13 protein-coding genes are annotated in these 16,773 nt (G+C 60.8%); 7 read left to right on the top strand and 6 right to left on the bottom strand.

The annotated features are described in order from the left end of the window. Positions 1-2: 2 nt before the first annotated feature. The 3 genes from HHL09_RS18815 to HHL09_RS26425 are packed head-to-tail and all read right to left on the bottom strand — an operon-like array spanning position 3 to position 5,003. Positions 3-2,069, bottom strand: coding sequence for an ABC transporter substrate-binding protein (locus HHL09_RS18815; protein WP_169456171.1), 2,067 nt, complete (start codon positions 2,067-2,069; stop codon positions 3-5). After that, positions 2,066-3,700, bottom strand: a complete 1,635-nt coding sequence (locus HHL09_RS18810; protein WP_169456170.1) for an ABC transporter permease subunit — start codon at positions 3,698-3,700, stop codon at positions 2,066-2,068. The genes HHL09_RS18815 and HHL09_RS18810 overlap by 4 nt, the downstream gene beginning before the upstream one ends. A 1-nt stretch (position 3,701) precedes the next feature. Then, a complete protein-coding gene (locus HHL09_RS26425; RefSeq protein ID WP_205760882.1) occupies positions 3,702-5,003 on the bottom strand; it encodes an ABC transporter permease in 1,302 nt (433 codons plus the stop codon). A 187-nt stretch (positions 5,004-5,190) separates the two neighbouring features. On the opposite strand from HHL09_RS26425, the gene HHL09_RS18800 reads away from it, so the two are divergent. From HHL09_RS18800 to radC, 4 genes are read left to right on the top strand one after another with little or no spacing between them, the layout of a single operon-like run. Further along, complete coding sequence (locus tag HHL09_RS18800; RefSeq protein WP_169456169.1) at positions 5,191-6,789, top strand: peptide ABC transporter substrate-binding protein; 1,599 nt, start codon at positions 5,191-5,193, stop codon at positions 6,787-6,789. Between the two features lie 12 nt (positions 6,790-6,801). Then, positions 6,802-7,728 (top strand): ABC transporter permease, encoded by a 927-nt coding sequence (locus HHL09_RS18795; RefSeq protein WP_169456168.1) that lies wholly within the window; start codon positions 6,802-6,804, stop codon positions 7,726-7,728. Between the two features lie 46 nt (positions 7,729-7,774). Then, positions 7,775-8,746, top strand: a complete 972-nt coding sequence (locus HHL09_RS18790) for an ABC transporter permease (RefSeq protein ID WP_169456167.1) — start codon at positions 7,775-7,777, stop codon at positions 8,744-8,746. 49 nt (positions 8,747-8,795) lie between these two features. Continuing rightward, entirely contained in the window at positions 8,796-9,491 is a 696-nt protein-coding gene (gene radC / locus HHL09_RS18785; protein ID WP_205760881.1) for a RadC family protein, read from the top strand. 10 nt (positions 9,492-9,501) lie between these two features. Here radC and HHL09_RS18780 read toward each other — a convergent pair whose 3' ends face one another. Further along, entirely contained in the window at positions 9,502-10,980 is a 1,479-nt protein-coding gene (locus tag HHL09_RS18780) for a hypothetical protein (RefSeq protein ID WP_169456166.1), read from the bottom strand. A gap of 136 nt (positions 10,981-11,116) precedes the next feature. After that, positions 11,117-11,476, bottom strand: coding sequence for an arsenate reductase family protein (locus HHL09_RS18775; protein ID WP_169456165.1), 360 nt, complete (start codon positions 11,474-11,476; stop codon positions 11,117-11,119). Positions 11,477-11,527: 51 nt separating this feature from the next. Between HHL09_RS18775 and HHL09_RS18770 the strand changes: the two genes are divergently transcribed. The 3 genes from HHL09_RS18770 to HHL09_RS18760 all read left to right on the top strand — a co-directional run bounded on the left by HHL09_RS18770 (position 11,528) and on the right by HHL09_RS18760 (position 14,976). Beyond that, entirely contained in the window at positions 11,528-11,986 is a 459-nt protein-coding gene (locus HHL09_RS18770) for a transcription elongation factor GreAB (protein WP_169456164.1), read from the top strand. 508 nt (positions 11,987-12,494) lie between these two features. Beyond that, positions 12,495-13,067 (top strand): hypothetical protein, encoded by a 573-nt coding sequence (locus tag HHL09_RS18765; RefSeq protein ID WP_169456163.1) that lies wholly within the window; start codon positions 12,495-12,497, stop codon positions 13,065-13,067. Position 13,068: 1 nt separating this feature from the next. Next, positions 13,069-14,976 (top strand): caspase family protein, encoded by a 1,908-nt coding sequence (locus HHL09_RS18760; RefSeq protein ID WP_169456162.1) that lies wholly within the window; start codon positions 13,069-13,071, stop codon positions 14,974-14,976. 229 nt (positions 14,977-15,205) lie between these two features. Here HHL09_RS18760 and gpmI read toward each other — a convergent pair whose 3' ends face one another. Continuing rightward, complete coding sequence (gene gpmI / locus HHL09_RS18755) at positions 15,206-16,747, bottom strand: 2,3-bisphosphoglycerate-independent phosphoglycerate mutase (RefSeq protein WP_169456161.1); 1,542 nt, start codon at positions 16,745-16,747, stop codon at positions 15,206-15,208. Between the last annotated feature and the right edge of the window lie 26 nt (positions 16,748-16,773).

Raw genomic sequence — 16,773 nt, 5'->3', positions numbered from 1 at the left:
GGTTATTTCTCGGTGTTCGCCGCGGGCTTTTTCCGATGCTGGTCGAAGACGACGTTCTTCTCCGGGAAGGACCGGTGATCCTTCATGGCATCCAAGGTCTCCTCCTTGATGTCCTGATCGACCCAGTGGACGTGATTCATCTCGGGCTCATTGCCGAGGCGGACATTGAAATTGTCCGGCCAGCGGATCCAACGCCAGTAGCCGACGCGATAGAAGGGCCGGCGGTAGGCCGGGATCCACACCGCCCGCTCGTTCATGATTTCCTCCAGCTTGTAGCTGGTATCACGGATCTCCTCCATGCTGCGGGCGTTTCGGTTCGCCTCCAGAATCTTGTCCACCTCCGGATCCGCAAAGACGCTGATGTTGTTCGTCATCGCGCGCGGCTTCTTGGTGCCGGGCTCATAGGCATCCTTCGAATGAAATTGCTGGTAGTAGTCCGGCACCGGCAGCTGGTTCTGCCAACCGTTGAAGGAGATCTCATGCTCCTTGCGAGCCACCTTCTGGAAGGACGCGGTCGGGTCCATCGCTTCCAGCTTGTATTCCACCCCGGCTTTCAGGGCCTCCTCCTTCAGCCGCAGCATGAAGGGGATGATGTCGGAAATGCGCGGAAAATTGATCGTGAAGGAAAGCCGTTGGCCCTGCGCATTCCGCAAGACACCATCGGACCCCTGCTCCGTGAATCCTGCACGGGCGAAGGCCTCGCGTGCCAGCTTCACCGAATAAGGCCGGGTCTGCAGCGTGGGATGCGAAAGATCCCCGTAACCTTCATTCAGCAAGTTCAGCCGCTGTCCGTCACCGCGCAGATCGAGCTCGATGACCTTCTCCCAATTGGTGGCATGCTGGAGGCCGATGCGGACGTCCTGATTGTCCAGCATCGGCATGCTGAGGTTCATGTAAAGGCCACGCGATACCGCGGGGTATTCGTTGTAGAAGGTGGCCTTCTCGATGTAGCCATTGAAGACGTTGGGCACCTCGGATTTCTCATACCACTTCTTGGCATCACCCATCAGGTAGATGTCGATGTCCCCGCGGAGGAAAAGCTGGAAGACTTTTTCCTCATCCCGCACCTGGATGTATTCGATGCGGTCCGGATTGAAGCGGTATTTGAAGTATTTCCGGTCCTTCGCCCACCAATCCTTGACCCGGGTCACCGAGATCGAGCGGCCCTTGAGAATATCCTCTTTCTCGATTTTGTAGGCACCTGTGGTCGGCCGCGGCCGCCACGCATAGCGGGACTCGAAGTCGGGACCGAACTCGCGGTAGAAGTCCTCTTGGAACGGAGCAATGAAGCCCGCAAAGCCAGCCGTGAGCGGCTTCGGAAACGCAAGGCGGATGCAAAGGTAATCCTTCCCGTAGCTCGCCACGCCCCAATATTGCTCGCCGTAGTAGGCCCGGTAGAAGGGTTCCGTGAGGTAGGGCGAAAGATAGACGTAGAAGGTCATCATCCAATCGCCGGAGGTGACCTCCCTGCCATCGGACCACTTGGCATCGTCATCGATGTGGAAATAGACAGTCTGGCCATCCTCCGCCACCGCCCAGCGATCCGCGAGGTAGGGAACCACATTTCCCGTCTCCGGGTGGAAGTTGGTGAGGGAAAGCTCGATGTCGTCCCAGTGGTAGTTACGGAAGGAATTGTTCGCTTCCCGCCCGCAGGCCCGGATTGTCGGGGGAAAGGCACCGCCCGGGATGTAGCTGTGCACCGTGCCTCCCTTCTTGGCTTCGGGCGAACCAAGCTCCGGCTCGTCCCAATTGGTGGTCCACTGGAGATCCTGGGGAAGGTCGGCTTCGGTAAGAGTTTCGAAGTAAGCCGGCCGCTGCTGGCGGCGCAGCAAGTCATCGAGTTCGTGCTGCTTTTCCTTGCGATCGGTTTCATCAAGGGTGCCGCCAAGCGCGGTTTCCAACTCGGACCGACGCTTGGTCATCGTTTCGACGACCCCGTCATTGTAGCGCTTGTAGAAGGCTTCCCGCTCCGCCGTGTTGTCGTAGGGAGTAAACTCCGGCGGCTTCTTGCAGGATGGCAGGACGACCCAGATCACGGCCGCGATGACTGGCAGGACGAAACGGGTCATTGGTAGGTAGTGAATTTCTTCGGATCGAAGGCTTCACGGATCGCCTCTCCGATGAAGGTGATCAGGAGCAGCACGCCGACCATGGTCGCGAATACGGAACTGACGATCCATGGCGAGTTCAGGTTCGAAGTGCCGTCATCCAACAAGCGTCCCCAACTCGGATATCTTTCTGGAAGACCGAACCCGAGGAAATCGAGGGCCGTCAGCGAGGTCGCAAGACCGGCAATGCTGAAGGGCAGCAAGGTGACCAGCGTGGAAATCGCGTTCGGCAGGATATGCCGGAAAATGATCCGCGTGGTGCTGGCACCCTGCACCCGCGCAGCCGCCACGTAATCCCGCGCCTTTTCCTTGAATGTCGAGGTGCGGAGGTAGGTCGCCACGTAGACCCAGGAGAAGAGACAGAAGATGAGCAGGACCGTGGAGAGCGTGACATTGGCCAGACCCATGTTCGCCGTAATGATCATCACCAACAGGAGGAAGGGCACATTGCTGAGGATCTCGGAAATCCGCTGGCTGGTGATATCGAACCATCCGCCAAAGTAGCCCTGCATGCACCCGATGACGATGCCGATCCCGTAGGTCAGGATAACGTAAATGGCCGCCGCCTTGAACATGACCTGAAGGCCGCCGAACATCTGGGCGGCGATATCCCAGCCCTTCGAATCCGTGCCCAGGAGATGGCTGGTTTCCCATGAAGCGAAGGTGGGCGGAGCGGGCGGATAAATCAGCTCCTGCCACGATCCCGCGGGAAGGCTGCCCGCATTTCCTTCCACATTCGATTGCTCGAGCTTGTCGTCCTTCCAAATCTCGCGGCCCGCGAATTCGCCCTTCTCATCGAACACGGAGGTAATGCCGCTCCGCAGGCCCTTGCGGAATAGCGCAGTTCTCACCGGCACCTCCGGATCGTCCTCGCGGAACTGGGTGGCCTGACCGTTGTAAGGCTCCCGCTCGCCCGAGCGATGAAGCTTGCCCTCGACCAAAACCAAGGTGCGTCGGACGATCTGGTCCGAGTCGAAGGTCGGGTCCCACGGGATCGGCGCAAGGATCACCTTGTTCCCTGATTTCGCCTTGGCGAAATCCGTGCGGAGCTGCCGGTAGTTCGGCTCCTGCTCGCTGTCTCCGCCGAAATCCGTTTCCCTCATCGCGGCTTCCTTGAAAGCCGGGAAAGACCATCTGCCGTCATACTTCACTGCCAGCGCCCGCTTGCCCACCAAAGCTTGGTCGAGCATGGCCAGCAGCATCAGCAAGATGATCAGCTGGAAGGAAAGCCAGCCGCGGCCGATCGAGCGGAAGCGCGCGAAGCGGCGCAAGGTGAGCGGGTTCCACTGGAACTTCCCGCCGAACGCGAGCAACCCGAGGCCGATGAAACCCAGAACCCCGCAGAGGGCACGGCCCGCAAACTCGGCCTGATTCTGCCGGAGGTAGGGCCAGTCGATCGTAAAAGAGAAGAACCGGGTCCCACCAAGTCCCACGACATGCTCCTTTACCTCGGCATCCAGGATCTGCTCCGGGGTAGCGGCGAAAGAATAAAACCAGCGGAGCGTGGGAAGGCTCAGCTCGTGGTAGCGGGCGACCGCCGCAGCGGCGGCCACGAGCAGGAGAAGCAGTCCGACTTTGCGGGGAAAGGTCATGTTACTTGTAGCTCACCCGGGGATCAACCAGCGCCACACAGAGGTCGGACAGCACATTGCCCAATAGCATGAGAAAGGCGGAGAAGAAGGTGACCCCCATGATCACCGGCTCGTCGTATTCGACGATCGAGTTGAACTGGAGGAGGCCGAAGCCATTGATGTCGAAGACCCGCTCGATGAGGATCGAGCCGGTCACCAGAAGAGTGATGTTGCTACCGAAGGTCGTGGCGATCGGAATGATCGAGTTGCGGAAGGCATGTTTGAAGACCGCACGCGGGAACGACACCCCTTTGGCGGCAGCAGTCCGGACGTAGTCGGCGGCCAGGTTGTCCATCAGGTTGTTCTTCATGAGCATCGTCATGAAGGCGAAGCTGCCGACGAGGTAGCAGAGCAAGGGAAGAACCGTGTGACTGACGATGTCCTTGATCTTGTCCGCGGTGGAGAGCGTCTCGAAGTCATCCCCGATGAAGCCGCGCATCGGAAACCATCCGAGCCCCGCACCGAAGGAAACCAGAAGAATCGCGCCCAGCGCGTAGCCCGGGATCGCATAGCCGGCGAAGACCGCCACCGAGCTCACGTTGTCCAACCAAGTACGATGCTTGATCGCCTTGAGAATCCCAAGAGGCAAGCACACCCCGTAGGTCACCAGCATGCTCACGACGCCGAAGTAGATCGATACCGGCATGCGCTCCAGGATCATGGACCACACGCCATCCTGATACTTGGAGGAACTGCCGAGGCTCCCCTGCAGCAAGCCATCGAACCCGGGCTTGTAGAGGACGGCACGATATTCGGGAGCCTGGGGCAGATCGACCCCCTTGACCCAGTGGGCCCAGCGTTCGGACTGCTCCTTGGGAGTCCGGAGCCTCACTTCCCAGCCTTCCACCTTTTTCCGGTCCGCCTCGGCCACCCAGACATTTTCGGCGTCATCCCGCTCCACGGTCACTTCATGCACCGTGCCAGGCACCGGGATCAGAACCTTCTTCTCTCCCTTCGGAAATTCGCGGCCAACCTTCTTGTTCTCCAAGTCCCGCGGCAGAACCCCGAGCCACTCGGCATAGGAACGGAGCGGGTGCTTGTCCCGGTTGAATTTCTCCTCGATCTCCAACACTTGGGCCGCGGTCAGGGAAAGACCGGACTCGGCACGAGTCCGCTTCGCCTTGCCATCCCCGCCCATCAGCGAGGCGAGGCTCCGTTCGACCGGACCGCCCGGTGCCGCCCGGATCGCCGCAAAGACTAGCACCGTGATCCCCAGCAGCGTCAGCGGGATCAGAAGAAGGCGGCGCAGGAAGTAGGCTTTCAAATGGCGAACTTTGGAAAACGATCTTCGGCGGTTCTAGCGATCCTCCCCTTCCTTGCAAGTTCCCACGGGAGAAAGTGGTCGCTTTGACAGAAATGCCCGGGAAATCCGCAAATCCTGCCAAAGGTCGGCGAAGATGTAAATTTTCCCTGCAATCCCGGCGCGGGACGCGCTAGTGCTGCGCAACGTCATGACACACCGCGCCCTTTTCCTCCTACCCGCCCTCCTCTGCCTGACCGGCTGCCAGCGGGAAACCCAGGTGGAAGTGGCGAACCGGGAGAAGATCCTGCTGGTGGGTAACTCTTCGGATCCCAAATCGTTAGACCCGCACTTGGTGACCGGCGTGATCGAGAGCAACGTGATCCGCGCCCTGTTGGAGGGACTGGTTGCGGATGATCCGGAGAAGGACAACGCCTATCCGCCCGGTGCAGCGACCCACTGGGAGCACAATGAAAATTACACCGAGTGGACCTTCCACCTGCGCCCGGATGGCAAATGGTCGGACGGAGCCCCGCTGACCGCCCACGATTTCATCTTCGCCTATCACCGACTGCTCCATCCGGAGTTGGGCGGCCCGTATGCTGAGATGCTCTACTTCATCAAGAACGCCGCGGAGTATAACCGGGGCGAGATCACGGATTTCGAGCAGGTTGGTGTTTCCGCGCCGGATGACCTCACCCTGAAACTTTCGCTCAAGGAGCCCGTGCCCTTCCTGCCGGATATCACCCGGCACTATACTTGGTTCCCGGTCCCGCGCCATGTGGTCCTCAAGTTCGGCAAGATGACCGACCGCTTCACGAAGTGGAGTGACGCCGGCAACTACGTGGGCAACGGCCCTTTCATGCTCAAGGACTGGCGCTTCAACGACCGCGTCGAGACGGTGAAGAACCCTAACTACTGGAACGCCGCGAACGTAAAGCTGAACGGGGTGCGGTTCATTCCCGTGGAAAACTTCTTCACCGAGTCCCGCGGCTTCCTAGCCGGCCAGCTCCACACCACCTATCAGCTGCCACCTTCCTTGGTCGACAAGGTCCGCGCGACCACTCCCCAGTTCCTCCGCCAGGAGCCCTACGTCGCCACCGATTTCATCCGGGTGAACACCACCCGTCCCGTCCTGGACAATCCCAAGGTGCGCATGGCGCTCTCCCTCGCCATCGACCGGAAACTGCTCTGCGATAACATCATGCAGGGTAATACCCCTGCAGGCACGATCACTCCTACGATGGGCGATTATAAGCCCGACTCGGTGGTGAGCTTCGATCCCGAGCGTGCCAAGGCACTCTTGGCCGAGGCAGGCTATCCGGATGGCAAAGGCTTCCCCCGCTACAAGATCCTTATCAGCAGCTCGGGAAGCCGGGCGGCCGTGGAAGCGCTCCAAGCAATGTGGCGTCAGACGCTCGGTGTGATGTTCGATATCACTTCGAAGGACTGGGGCTCCTATGTGAGTTCCCAGCAGAGCCTCGATTTCGATATCTCGCTCGCCGCATGGTCCGGTGACTATCTGGATCCCACCACCTTCCTCCTGATGTGGACCAAGGGGAACGGAAACAACAACACCGGCTGGCATAGCGATGAGTATGAGAGACTCCTCTCGGAAGCCGCGGTGCAGGTGGAGCCCGCCCATCGGCTCGAAGTCTTCAAGCAGGCCGAGCGGCTCTTCGCCGAGGCACAGCCCATCCTTCCCATCTCCTACCGCAGCCGGAACTACCTCTTGAGACCGGAGGTGAAGGGCTGGCACCCGCTGCTGCTCGACAATCACAACTGGGGCGCCATCTCCCTCGAACCCTGATTCCCGGACCCCATGTTCAAAGTCCTTCTCAGCCGTTTCCTGCAGAGCGTCATCGTGCTCTTCGTCCTCTACACGATCACCTTCTTCCTCTGCAAGGCGATGCCCGGTGATCCGCTTTCCAGCGAGAAAGCGATGCCTCCCCACATCAAGAAAGTGGTCGAGGAATATTACGATCTGAACAAGCCGGTGACCGTCCAATATGCCAATCGCCTGGGCAAACTCCTCCAAGGCGATCCCGGTCCATCCATCCGTCTCGAAGGCCGTCCGGTCGCGGAGATCATCGGGCAAGCATTCCCCATATCCTTCCAGCTCGGCGTCATCGCCATGTTCGTCGCCATCACCATCGGCATCCCCGCGGGATGCATCGCAGCGGCCCGCAGGAACGGCCTGCTGGACACGCTCTCGATGTCCGTGGCGATGATCGGCATCTGCCTGCCCTCCTTCGTGATCGGACCGCTGCTCGCAGAGTACTTCGGGAGAAAGCTGGAGGCACTGCCGGCCTACGGATGGTCCTCTTCAAACCCGGCCACCTGGGTGCTCCCCGCCGTAACCCTGGGCCTCGCCTATGCCGCCTATCTTTCCCGTCTCACTCGTGCGGGGATGCTGGAGACGCTCTCACAGGATTTCGTCCGTACCGCCCGGGCAAAGGGCGTCCCCGGCTGGAAGATCCTCGTCCGTCACTGCCTGCGCGGCGGCCTGATCCCGGCGGTAGCCTACATCGGCCCTGCCTTCGCGGGAATTGTTTCCGGATCACTCGTCATCGAGACCGTCTTCCAGATCCCCGGTCTCGGCAGACACTTCATCAAGTCGATCGAAACGCGCGATACCTCGGTGATCCTCGGCGTGACCATGCTCTACGGCATGCTGGTGATCCTCGCCAATTTCCTGACCGACGTGGCGGGAATCTGGCTGAACCCCCGCCTGCGGAAATCCGCCTGAGTCCCGCACCCCACCCTGTCTCCCTTCTTTCCCTTTCTACGACCGCATGACGACCGAAGAAAAAGGTTCCTCCCTCTGGTACGACGCCTGGCTACGGCTGAAGCACAATCGCGCGGCGATGATCGGCCTCTTCATGATCATCATCATCGGCATCACCTGCGTGGTCTTGCCTTCGATCGGCGACTTCCTGAAGGATCCGAACAAGACCGATCCGATCAACCGGAATCTGCCGCCCGGCGCGATGAACTGGTTTGGCACCGATCATCTGGGCCGCGATCTCTTCTCACGCGTGATCTTCGGCGGGCGCATCTCGATTGCCGTCGGTCTCATCACCACCTTCGTGGCCGTGACCATCGGAATCGCATGGGGTGCCGTCGCGGGCTACGCCGGCGGACGCATCGATGCCTTCCTGATGCGTTTGGTGGATATCCTCTACGCCCTGCCCTTCCTGGTCATCATCATCCTGCTGAGCAAGATCTTGGAACCCCTCACCGACGACCTCACCGAATGGGCGGTCCATCTGGTAGCGGGCAAGACCGCGACACAGAAAGCCCTCAGCAATACCCGCAACTGGGTCGAACCGCTCACCACCCTTGTCCCGGTCTTCGTGGCAATCGGCGCGCTCTCCTGGCTCACCATTTCACGCATCGTCCGGGCACAGGTCCAGAGCGTGGCAAGCTTGGACTTCGTCGAGGCGGCGCGTTCCCTCGGCCTCGGCCACATCCGGATTCTCTTCCGCCACATCCTCCCGAACACCTTGGGACCGATCATTGTTTACACCACGCTCACCATCCCGGGCGTGATGATGTTCGAGGCCACCTTGTCCTTCCTCGGACTCGGCGTGAAGGCACCTAACAGCTCATGGGGAGTCCTCATCCAGGAGGGTGCCAACTTCATGCTGACGAACCCGATGCAGCTCTTCTTCCCCGCCCTCTTCTTCTCGGTCACCTTGTTCTCCCTGAACTTCCTCGGTGACGGCCTGCGCGACGCGCTGGATCCGAAGGCGGCGAAGGATTAGCCCAAGAATTTTCCTCGCCAAGCCTCCGGCGATAAGTGTTCATCCGATCATGTCGGATCGCATCACGGATTTGCCGCTGGATGAGCGGCCACGGGAGAAGCTGGCAAAGTTCGGGGCCGGAGCCCTCGACAATGCCGAGCTGCTCGCCCTTTTCCTGCGGACTGGCGTCGTCGGCCGCAGCGCGATCCAAATCGGTCGGGACCTCCTTGAGCACTACGGGTCCATCGGTTCCCTTGGCAGCGCGGGAGTGGAAGAACTCGCGAAACAACCGGGGCTCGGCTTGGCAAAGGCCTGCCAGTTGGTCGCGGCATTCGAGCTCGGCGCCCGGGCTGCCCGCGAGCAACTTGCCCAAACTCCACTCGACGCCCCGGAGCTGATCTACCGCACCTTCGCGCCACAGCTGGCGTGGCTCCGGCACGAGCGGTTGCTCGTCGCACTTCTCGACACCCGCTTGCGCCATGCCGGCACCGTGGAAGTCAGCGTCGGCAGCCTTACGGAAACGGTCGCGCATCCGCGCGAAATCCTCCGTCCCGTGATCACCCGCGGCGCCTATGGCTTCGTGCTGATTCACAATCACCCCTCCGGGGATCCCACGCCGAGCCGAGCGGACGAGCACTTCACCCGCCGCATGGTGGAGGCGGCCGATTTACTCCAGCTGAAGTTCCTCGATCACGTCATCGTTGGCCGGCCGGACCACGGTCGTCCCCCCTACTTCTCCTTCCGGGAGGCGGGCGTGATCGCCTGAGCCGCGCCCCTCACAAGGCAGCCCGGCTGCGCGCCACCAGCGGGCTATCCGGTTCGCCGGATCCCTTCAGCCAGTGCACGCTGGCAGCCAAGAAACGGTTCCGGAACTGCGGTGAAAGCGAGCGGTAATCTTCGATCACCGCGCTGCTGAACTTGTAGTCATGGGAGTCGGTTCCCTTCAGGTAGATCATCCGTTGGGCGAAATCCGTAAAAGCCCTCGGGTGGCCACCAGCCTCGAGGTAGGCCAGCGTCTTTCGCGCGGCATCCAAACGGTCGGACGCCAGGCCCGCAAAGATCTGATCGACTGCCTCCGCGCCGCCGAAGTCGCCGGTCGACGGCTCGAAGGTGTCGATCCCGATTCCTTCACCCGCTCCGGCGTCATCGCGGAACAGGGTAAGGAACGAAGCGTTCTGGAGCAGCAGGAAACGCCGCGTCTCATCATTCGAGGCGTGGCGGAAAGCGTAGTGAAGCGCGTTGGTCGTGGTGCTGGCGTGCAGCGAGATGATCCCCGGCTTGCGCATCAGCATCTCCGCCGCGTGCTGGAACATCGCATCCCAGATCGGCTGCGGGCCGCTGCCCGCATTGATAAGTGCGACCACCTTTGCCGAGGCATCATCCCAAGTTCCGCCGCGCAGCGTGGAAAGCATCTCGACCGTGGTAGCCGGCTGGTTCTCGCCGCCATTCCAAGTCGCACGCAACTCGCGGACGCGCTCCTGGTTCTTGCGGCCCGGTCGGTCTGCCAGCGCATCCCCTTCCGTCGGGCACTGCCCGTCGTAGGCGAGCAAGGCATAGGAAAGTGAACGCAGCACCGGCTCGGCATGCTGCCAACCGATCGTCTGCAGCAGCCGCCAGCTGTTGGCGACGTAGATCGCCTTGTGCCCGATGTCGCGATAATCGCGCGCGCCGTAGCGACAAAAAAGGTCAAAGGCCTGCTGTGTGCCATCCCCGCGCGCGAGGCTCGCTGCGGCAGTATCCGCACAGGCCACATCCCACGCGTCCATGCCCTGCATGAAGGCCTCCGCCGCGCGATCGACCTTGGGCACCGCCGCTTCATAGACCTCCTCCATGGTCCAATCGCCGGCCTTCTTGTCCTTTTCCTGGGAGGACTTGAATTGATCCAGCGCCCAGAAAATCGGCAGCCAGCGGTCACCATCGGGAGAATTCTGGCTCGCGAGGTGCGCGGAATTCACCACCAGTACCGCGTGGAATTTGAAGCCTACCGGCCGTGGCTGGATATTGCGGATCCCCGCAAGCAGCACCGCGGTAAGAACTTCGCGGTAAGTGGTGCCCTTCTTGATCCGGCTCCCCACCTCCTCCAGCAGCCTCTCCCGCGGGGTATCCTCCAAAAGGCGCACCAAGGGCTCGATCTCCGGCAGGAAGCGCACCATCGAGTGATCCAACTTCGTCTCCGCCGCAGATACCGCAGGCACCCGGGACAAAAACTCCAGTCCTGCCGTTCCCAGTAGAGCCCCCTTCGTGGCGGAGCTCATGAAATCCCGCCGTGACCAATTGAAATTCATCGCAGTTGCACTGGTGTCCGCCCGATTCGGAAGATGAGCGGGCTTTCCTGTCAGCGCAAGATGTGGCCGTGTGATTCCCAATAAATTCTCACAGGAACACGCCGCGTCATCCCTTCCCCAGCTTCGCCTTCCACTCGTCCTCCTTGAAACCGACCAGCACCACGCCCTCCCCGATCACGAAAGGCCGCTTCACGAGGTTCCCGTTCTCCGAAAGCAAGCTCACCGCGTCCGCCACCGACATCCCCGGCAGCTTGTCCTTCAGGCCGAGGTCCCGGTAGTCGCCGCCCGAGGTATTGAACAAGGGACGCAAGTCGCCCCCATGGCTCTCCACCGCCACCATCAGCTCCTGCGCGGTCGGAGGGGTCTCGCGGATCGCCTTCACCTCACGGGGCACGCCGTTTTCCTTCAGCCACTTCAGTGCCTTCCGGCAGGTATCGCAGTTCTTGTAGGCGTAGACGGAAATCATGCCGCGATCTTGCCTCGGCGGTTCCTTCGCGCAAGGCTTCCGCTCCACCCGATGAAGGAACGCCTGCTCGATCTCATCCGCGCCGAACTCCGCTCGCGCTTCGACCGCCTGAGCCGCGCCGCGAAGGAAGCTCATGCCGCCGCCACCGACCCCGGCAGCAAGGCCGAGGGCAAATACGACACCCGCAGCCTGGAAGCTTCCTACCTCGCCACCGGACAGGCACGCCAAGTCGAAGAACTCGCACAAGACGTCGCCGCCTTTGAAGCGGCCACGCTCCGCGACTTCGGCCCCGATGATGAAATCGAAGCCGGCGCCCTCGTCGAAGTCGACCTGGACGGAGAAAGCTCGTGGTTCCTCCTCGCCCCCGCCGCCGGCGGCCTCGAGTTGGAGTGGGAAGGCCGGGACATTACCCTGCTCGCCCCCTCTAGCGCGCTCTATGGGCGTCTGCTGGGGATGAAGATGGGGGACAGCGCGGAGAATCCGGCGCTGTTTGTGAGTGAGGTGATGTAGGAAGTTCGAAGGTCTTTAACTCGGCGTTGGAGGACCTCTTCCTGCTCTGGAGACAGTGGAACATCCCGGATGGAAGGGCCGGCCTCACCGGAGCCGACATACGGATCTACATTGAAGGTCACCAACAAAGCCTCGCCAAGGTTGCCGCTAAATTCGGCAACAAGACCCGCTAAAGCGACCTCCGAAGGATCATTCTGACGAACGGGTAGCATAGCCCCCAGCGGCCAGGTCGGCAAAGTCCCTCACCCCATTTACCAGGCGATCCTGAAGCGCCGGTGAGGAACGCTTCCAGAATGTCCCGCACTGCCGGCGCACGTAGTCCACACGAGCGCCTCAGCAAGGCAGTTGAAGAGAAACAGAGATCCGGATATCTTTCTCACGAACCATCAAGACAACGATCATGCTCTTCCTTCTTGCCCGGAAGAAAACTACCGGCTATATCCATTAGTTAATTGTTCAAAGGACCCCGGCGCTAGGCCGGTTGGACGCCAGCGTTTCATTCCCCCCCATGAAAGCCAGCCCTCACAAAGAAACACTATTTTCCCGTAGGCACCTCTTTGCCAGCGGAAAGGCCACCACGAATCAGGTCATTATGGGCCTGGCCATTGTCATCCTCGCAGGCTTCGTCGTGTGGCGTCTCTTCCCGAGACCTGACGACGGCAGGGCTGAATCGTGCATCGTCGCGCCTCAATTGGAGACAAAGATTGCCAATGATGAGGCCGTGAAGCTCATCACGAAATTTGAGCAGCAGGTGATCAACGGGAGTGGCGACGCAAGCCGGAACTTCCAAACAGTGACCGCGGAGACTTTCCAGAAGCTGGACAACAAGACGGCGGCATTTCTGATCGGGATGAGAGCCGCCGACTGCTTCCTGAAACATCGCACCGCGGCTGGTGATCAGGCGGCCGTCGAAACCACCAGGAGCATGCGGGATTTTCTTCTGGAGGAGCTTCGCTCGGAGCAAGGCATGCAGGGTGCAGGCACAGAGTTGATGCCTGGCGAAACCGCCATCTTGAAACAATCCGATCTCGGGAAAACGGCGTTGGATGAATTCACAGCCCTCGACGCAAAACTGAAGTGAGATGCATACCCCCGGGAACGCCGTCGCCGCCCTCTTTTTGCTGCCGCTCCTGCTAACAAGCCTTCCTGCCACGGGCGAGCCTATCCCGCCCGCAGGGACCGCCAAAGCCTGGATCATCAGTCCCAGCACTTACCGCCGGAATGCGCGACCTGACGCTCCGGCGGATGAAAGACTCAATCAGCTCTTTTTCGATACCGGGAAGTCGGTGGCGCTGCATCTGGAAGGGGTCGTGGGTGCAGGAAATGTCGAGCACTGGCATGGTGCGAAGGCATCCGCGGACAACGTCCGCAATCTTCTCGCCAACGTCATCCCACAACTGCCTCAAAACTCCCTCGTCATCGTGTATTTCTGCGGACACGGCTTCCGTGGGAAAGGAATGGCTGCGACCCGGCTCACCTCATTGGCCCTGGATGGCTGCGACCCGTGCGGCGAGGACCCCAAGTCATACAATCTGAGCATTCCGACCAGTGATCTCGCGAATGCCTTCTACAACAACTCTACCGCCAGCTTCATGATTTTCCTGGACTGCTGCCACTCTGGGCAGGACGTCCCCCAACTCAGGATGAATGACGACCGGGACGTCGGGACCAGAGGATTTATCCTGGCATCCTCCGTCGGCGGAGATCTATCAAAAGGATGTCACTTCACACAGGCACTGCTGGAAATCTGGCAGGGCTTAGGCAAGACGGATGCGCCCCTCGCCGAGCTAGCCCGCTCCGAAGTGCGTGATCTTGCAGACCTGCAGCGTTCCATAACCGGCAAGCTGCTCCTCAAGAGAAAACAGGGAGTCGGATACCCGGGACAGAAAGCTGAGATCGTCCTCGGAAATCCGGATCTCCCTCTCGGCATGCTGCGCCGGACGGACTGCGTGGTCCTGCTCGACGTAGGGCGCCCGAATCCAGCCGGATATGTGGTGCAGCTGGACGGGGAAGTAATCGCTCAACTTCCTGAAGGACGGCAACTATTCCTCTTCACGGTTCCCCGCGGGGTCCACGAGATCTGCGTGGGCAATATCGAGCTATGGAAAAATCAGTACGACTTCACGGGACTGCCCTACAAGATCATTCAAGTGGATCCGTCCGCGACCACGCCCGTCAAGCTGAGCTCGATCACGCCGAAAGATCTGCAGGAAAAGGCAATGGAATCCTTGGCAGCCGTCAGGACCCAAGCCGCAGCCCACGGCTTGCCGACCGGCGCGATCGCGCTCGACGCTACCAGGCTCCTCGTCAACACCAACCCCACCCTAGATCGCACGGCGTTGGCTAACGCAATTCTGGAGGACTTCCCGGAAGGCAACGAGACCCGGCAGGCGCTCGCGCTGGTTGCAAGAAACCAAGCGATCCCCGCCGACGTTCAAGGCCGACTTTTCAGTAGTACGCTCGCGGCTAACAATCTCGCCATGGATTCACAGTTAGCGTCCTTTTATTTGAACTGCGTGAAGGACATCTCCGCGAACCGCGAGCTTGCCGTCGTGAACTACGGCTTCGACTCCGAGAGCGATGCCACCGATCATTTGGATGCCTATTTCCGCTGGGGCGCCAAGTACTGGACCCTCTCGACTACGCCCGGAGACATCGGGGCGACACCGGCGGAATTGCTCGGACAAGTGAAGGCAGGACCGACGGTCTGGTCCGCGAGGGATTATAAGCATGCGGCCGGGATCGTCGCGACCTCCTCAAAAATCGCGACCGAGGTGCCGGATTCGGTGGTAGATAACTCCGGCAATATCGATAGGGCGCGGTTCTTTCGTGCCATGTCAGTCCGGAAGGCCGTGAACAACTCCAAATACTTCATGGATACCGGAACAGACCCGGCCCCTAGCGCAGCCCAGATCGAATCCGCCATTCGCCAATGGCAACATCAACTGGAGAAGGAGCATCGAAACGCTGTGCCGCCGGCAGGCGATTGAGAGGATCTGCCGACCGATCGACCGCTAGCCATCACGGAACCACACGAGTCCGGGAGAGCGCGAGGGATTCCTGAGGTCCAAGACTTACGATTCATGCTCTGCCGACCTCTTGAGGCAGCAGGATTTGCTCCTAGTTCACGGACAAACGGGGGCGCTTGTCCCTACCCTCTTGCGAACATGCTTTCCGATTGGCTCCCGGCGGGCCGGGCCGGCTTCGCTACCGTCGCCGTTACTTCTTCACCAGCAGCGTGTGCCCGGTCATCTCCTTCGGCTGCTCGAGACCGAGCATGTCGAGAAGCGTCGGAGCCACGTCGGCGAGGATACCATCTTTCACCTCGTACTTGTCGGCATCTGCCGCCACGTAGATCAAGTGCACCAGGTTCGTGGTGTGCGCGGTGTGCGGCGAGCCATCGGGATTGATCATGTACTCGCAGTTCCCGTGGTCAGCCGTGATGAGCAGCTTGCCGCCGAGACGCAACGTCTCATCCACCACGGCTTTCACGTCGGCATCGATGGTTTCGCAGGCCTTGATCGCGGCTTCCACCACGCCGGTGTGACCGACCATGTCAGGGTTCGCGAAGTTAAGGATCACCAAGTCGTAATTTTTCAGGCCGTTGACGACAGTATCCGTCACCTGCTGGGCGCTCATCTCCGGCTTCAGGTCGTAGGTCGCCACGTCCTTCGGCGAAGGAACGATCGCGCGGTCCTCGCCCTTGTTCGGCTTCTCGATGCCGCCGTTGAAGAAATAGGTCACGTGCGGATACTTCTCCGTCTCCGCGATGCGCATCTGCGTCTTGCCCGCCTTCGCCACGGTTTCGCCCAAGCCCATCTTCAGCTTGTCGGGACCGAAAATCACGTCGCACTTATAGTTCGCGTCGTACTGCGTCAGGGTCACGTAGCTGATCTTCGGACGGCGGCCGGCCTTGAAAGCCTTGAAGGTCCCTTCGGTGAGGAAGGCTTCGGAGAGCTGGCGCACGCGGTCGGCGCGGAAGTTGAAGAAGATCACCACGTCGCCGTCGCGCATCAGCTTCTTGCCCGGCGTCTCGAAAACCATCGGCAGCAGGAACTCGTCGGTCTTGTCCTGCGCGTATTTCTCGGCGATGGCCTCGGAGGCCAGCACGTTCATCGGCTCGCCGATGCCGTGGACGATCGCGTCCCAAGCCAGCTTGGTGCGTTCCCAGCGCTTGTCGCGGTCCATCGCGTAGTAGCGGCCGGTCACGGTGGCGATGCGGGCGCCGTATTTGGCGATCTCGTCCTCCACCTTCGAAACGTAGGCAGCCCCGCCGGTCGGGGAGGTATCGCGACCATCGGTGATGGCGTGGACCATGATGTCATCCACACCGGCTTCCTTCGCGAAGCGGACCATCGCGCAGAGGTGATCCTGGTGGGAGTGCACGCCGCCATCGGAAAGCAGGCCGATGAAGTGCAGGCGCTTGCCCTTCGCCGCGGCGAGGGCCTTCTTGAAGATCTTGTTCTTGGCCAGGGTTCCGTCCTCGATCGCCTTGTTGATGCGGGTGAGGTCCTGATACACGATCCGCCCCGCGCCCAGGTTCAGGTGACCCACTTCGGAGTTCCCCATCTGGCCGGCTGGCAGCCCCACATCGAGGCCGGAGGCGCTGAGAAAGCCCTTCGGATACTGCTCCAGCATCACGTCGTGAAAAGGAGTCTTGGCGAGCAAGGTCGCGTTTCCGTCCTTTTTCGCCGTCTTCTTTCCCCCGGGATTCACACCCCAGCCGTCGCGAATGATGAGCACCACCGGTTTCTTGGCCATGACGCGCCGCGTTTAACGACCTGTGC

Origin of the sequence: Luteolibacter luteus (assembly GCF_012913485.1) — a bacterium.
Taxonomy (GTDB): Bacteria; Verrucomicrobiota; Verrucomicrobiia; order Verrucomicrobiales; family Akkermansiaceae; genus Haloferula; species Haloferula lutea.
The sequence above is the reverse complement of the archived record's forward strand: the minus strand, read 5'-3'. Positions and strand labels throughout refer to the sequence as shown.

Bases quoted from the DNA above. Each gene is read 5' to 3' on its own strand.
- HHL09_RS18815 (WP_169456171.1), bottom strand. From the start codon at position 2,069: ATGACCCGTTTCGTCCTGCCAGTCATCGCGGCCGTGATCTGGGTCGTC.
- HHL09_RS18810 (WP_169456170.1), bottom strand. From the start codon at position 3,700: ATGACCTTTCCCCGCAAAGTCGGACTGCTTCTCCTGCTCGTGGCCGCC.
- HHL09_RS18800 (WP_169456169.1), top strand. From the start codon at position 5,191: ATGACACACCGCGCCCTTTTCCTCCTACCCGCCCTCCTCTGCCTGACC.
- HHL09_RS18795 (WP_169456168.1), top strand. From the start codon at position 6,802: ATGTTCAAAGTCCTTCTCAGCCGTTTCCTGCAGAGCGTCATCGTGCTC.
- HHL09_RS18790 (WP_169456167.1), top strand. From the start codon at position 7,775: ATGACGACCGAAGAAAAAGGTTCCTCCCTCTGGTACGACGCCTGGCTA.
- radC (WP_205760881.1), top strand. From the start codon at position 8,796: ATGTCGGATCGCATCACGGATTTGCCGCTGGATGAGCGGCCACGGGAG.
- HHL09_RS18780 (WP_169456166.1), bottom strand. From the start codon at position 10,980: ATGAGCTCCGCCACGAAGGGGGCTCTACTGGGAACGGCAGGACTGGAG.
- HHL09_RS18775 (WP_169456165.1), bottom strand. From the start codon at position 11,476: ATGATTTCCGTCTACGCCTACAAGAACTGCGATACCTGCCGGAAGGCA.
- HHL09_RS18770 (WP_169456164.1), top strand. From the start codon at position 11,528: ATGAAGGAACGCCTGCTCGATCTCATCCGCGCCGAACTCCGCTCGCGC.
- HHL09_RS18765 (WP_169456163.1), top strand. From the start codon at position 12,495: ATGAAAGCCAGCCCTCACAAAGAAACACTATTTTCCCGTAGGCACCTC.
- HHL09_RS18760 (WP_169456162.1), top strand. From the start codon at position 13,069: ATGCATACCCCCGGGAACGCCGTCGCCGCCCTCTTTTTGCTGCCGCTC.
- gpmI (WP_169456161.1), bottom strand. From the start codon at position 16,747: ATGGCCAAGAAACCGGTGGTGCTCATCATTCGCGACGGCTGGGGTGTG.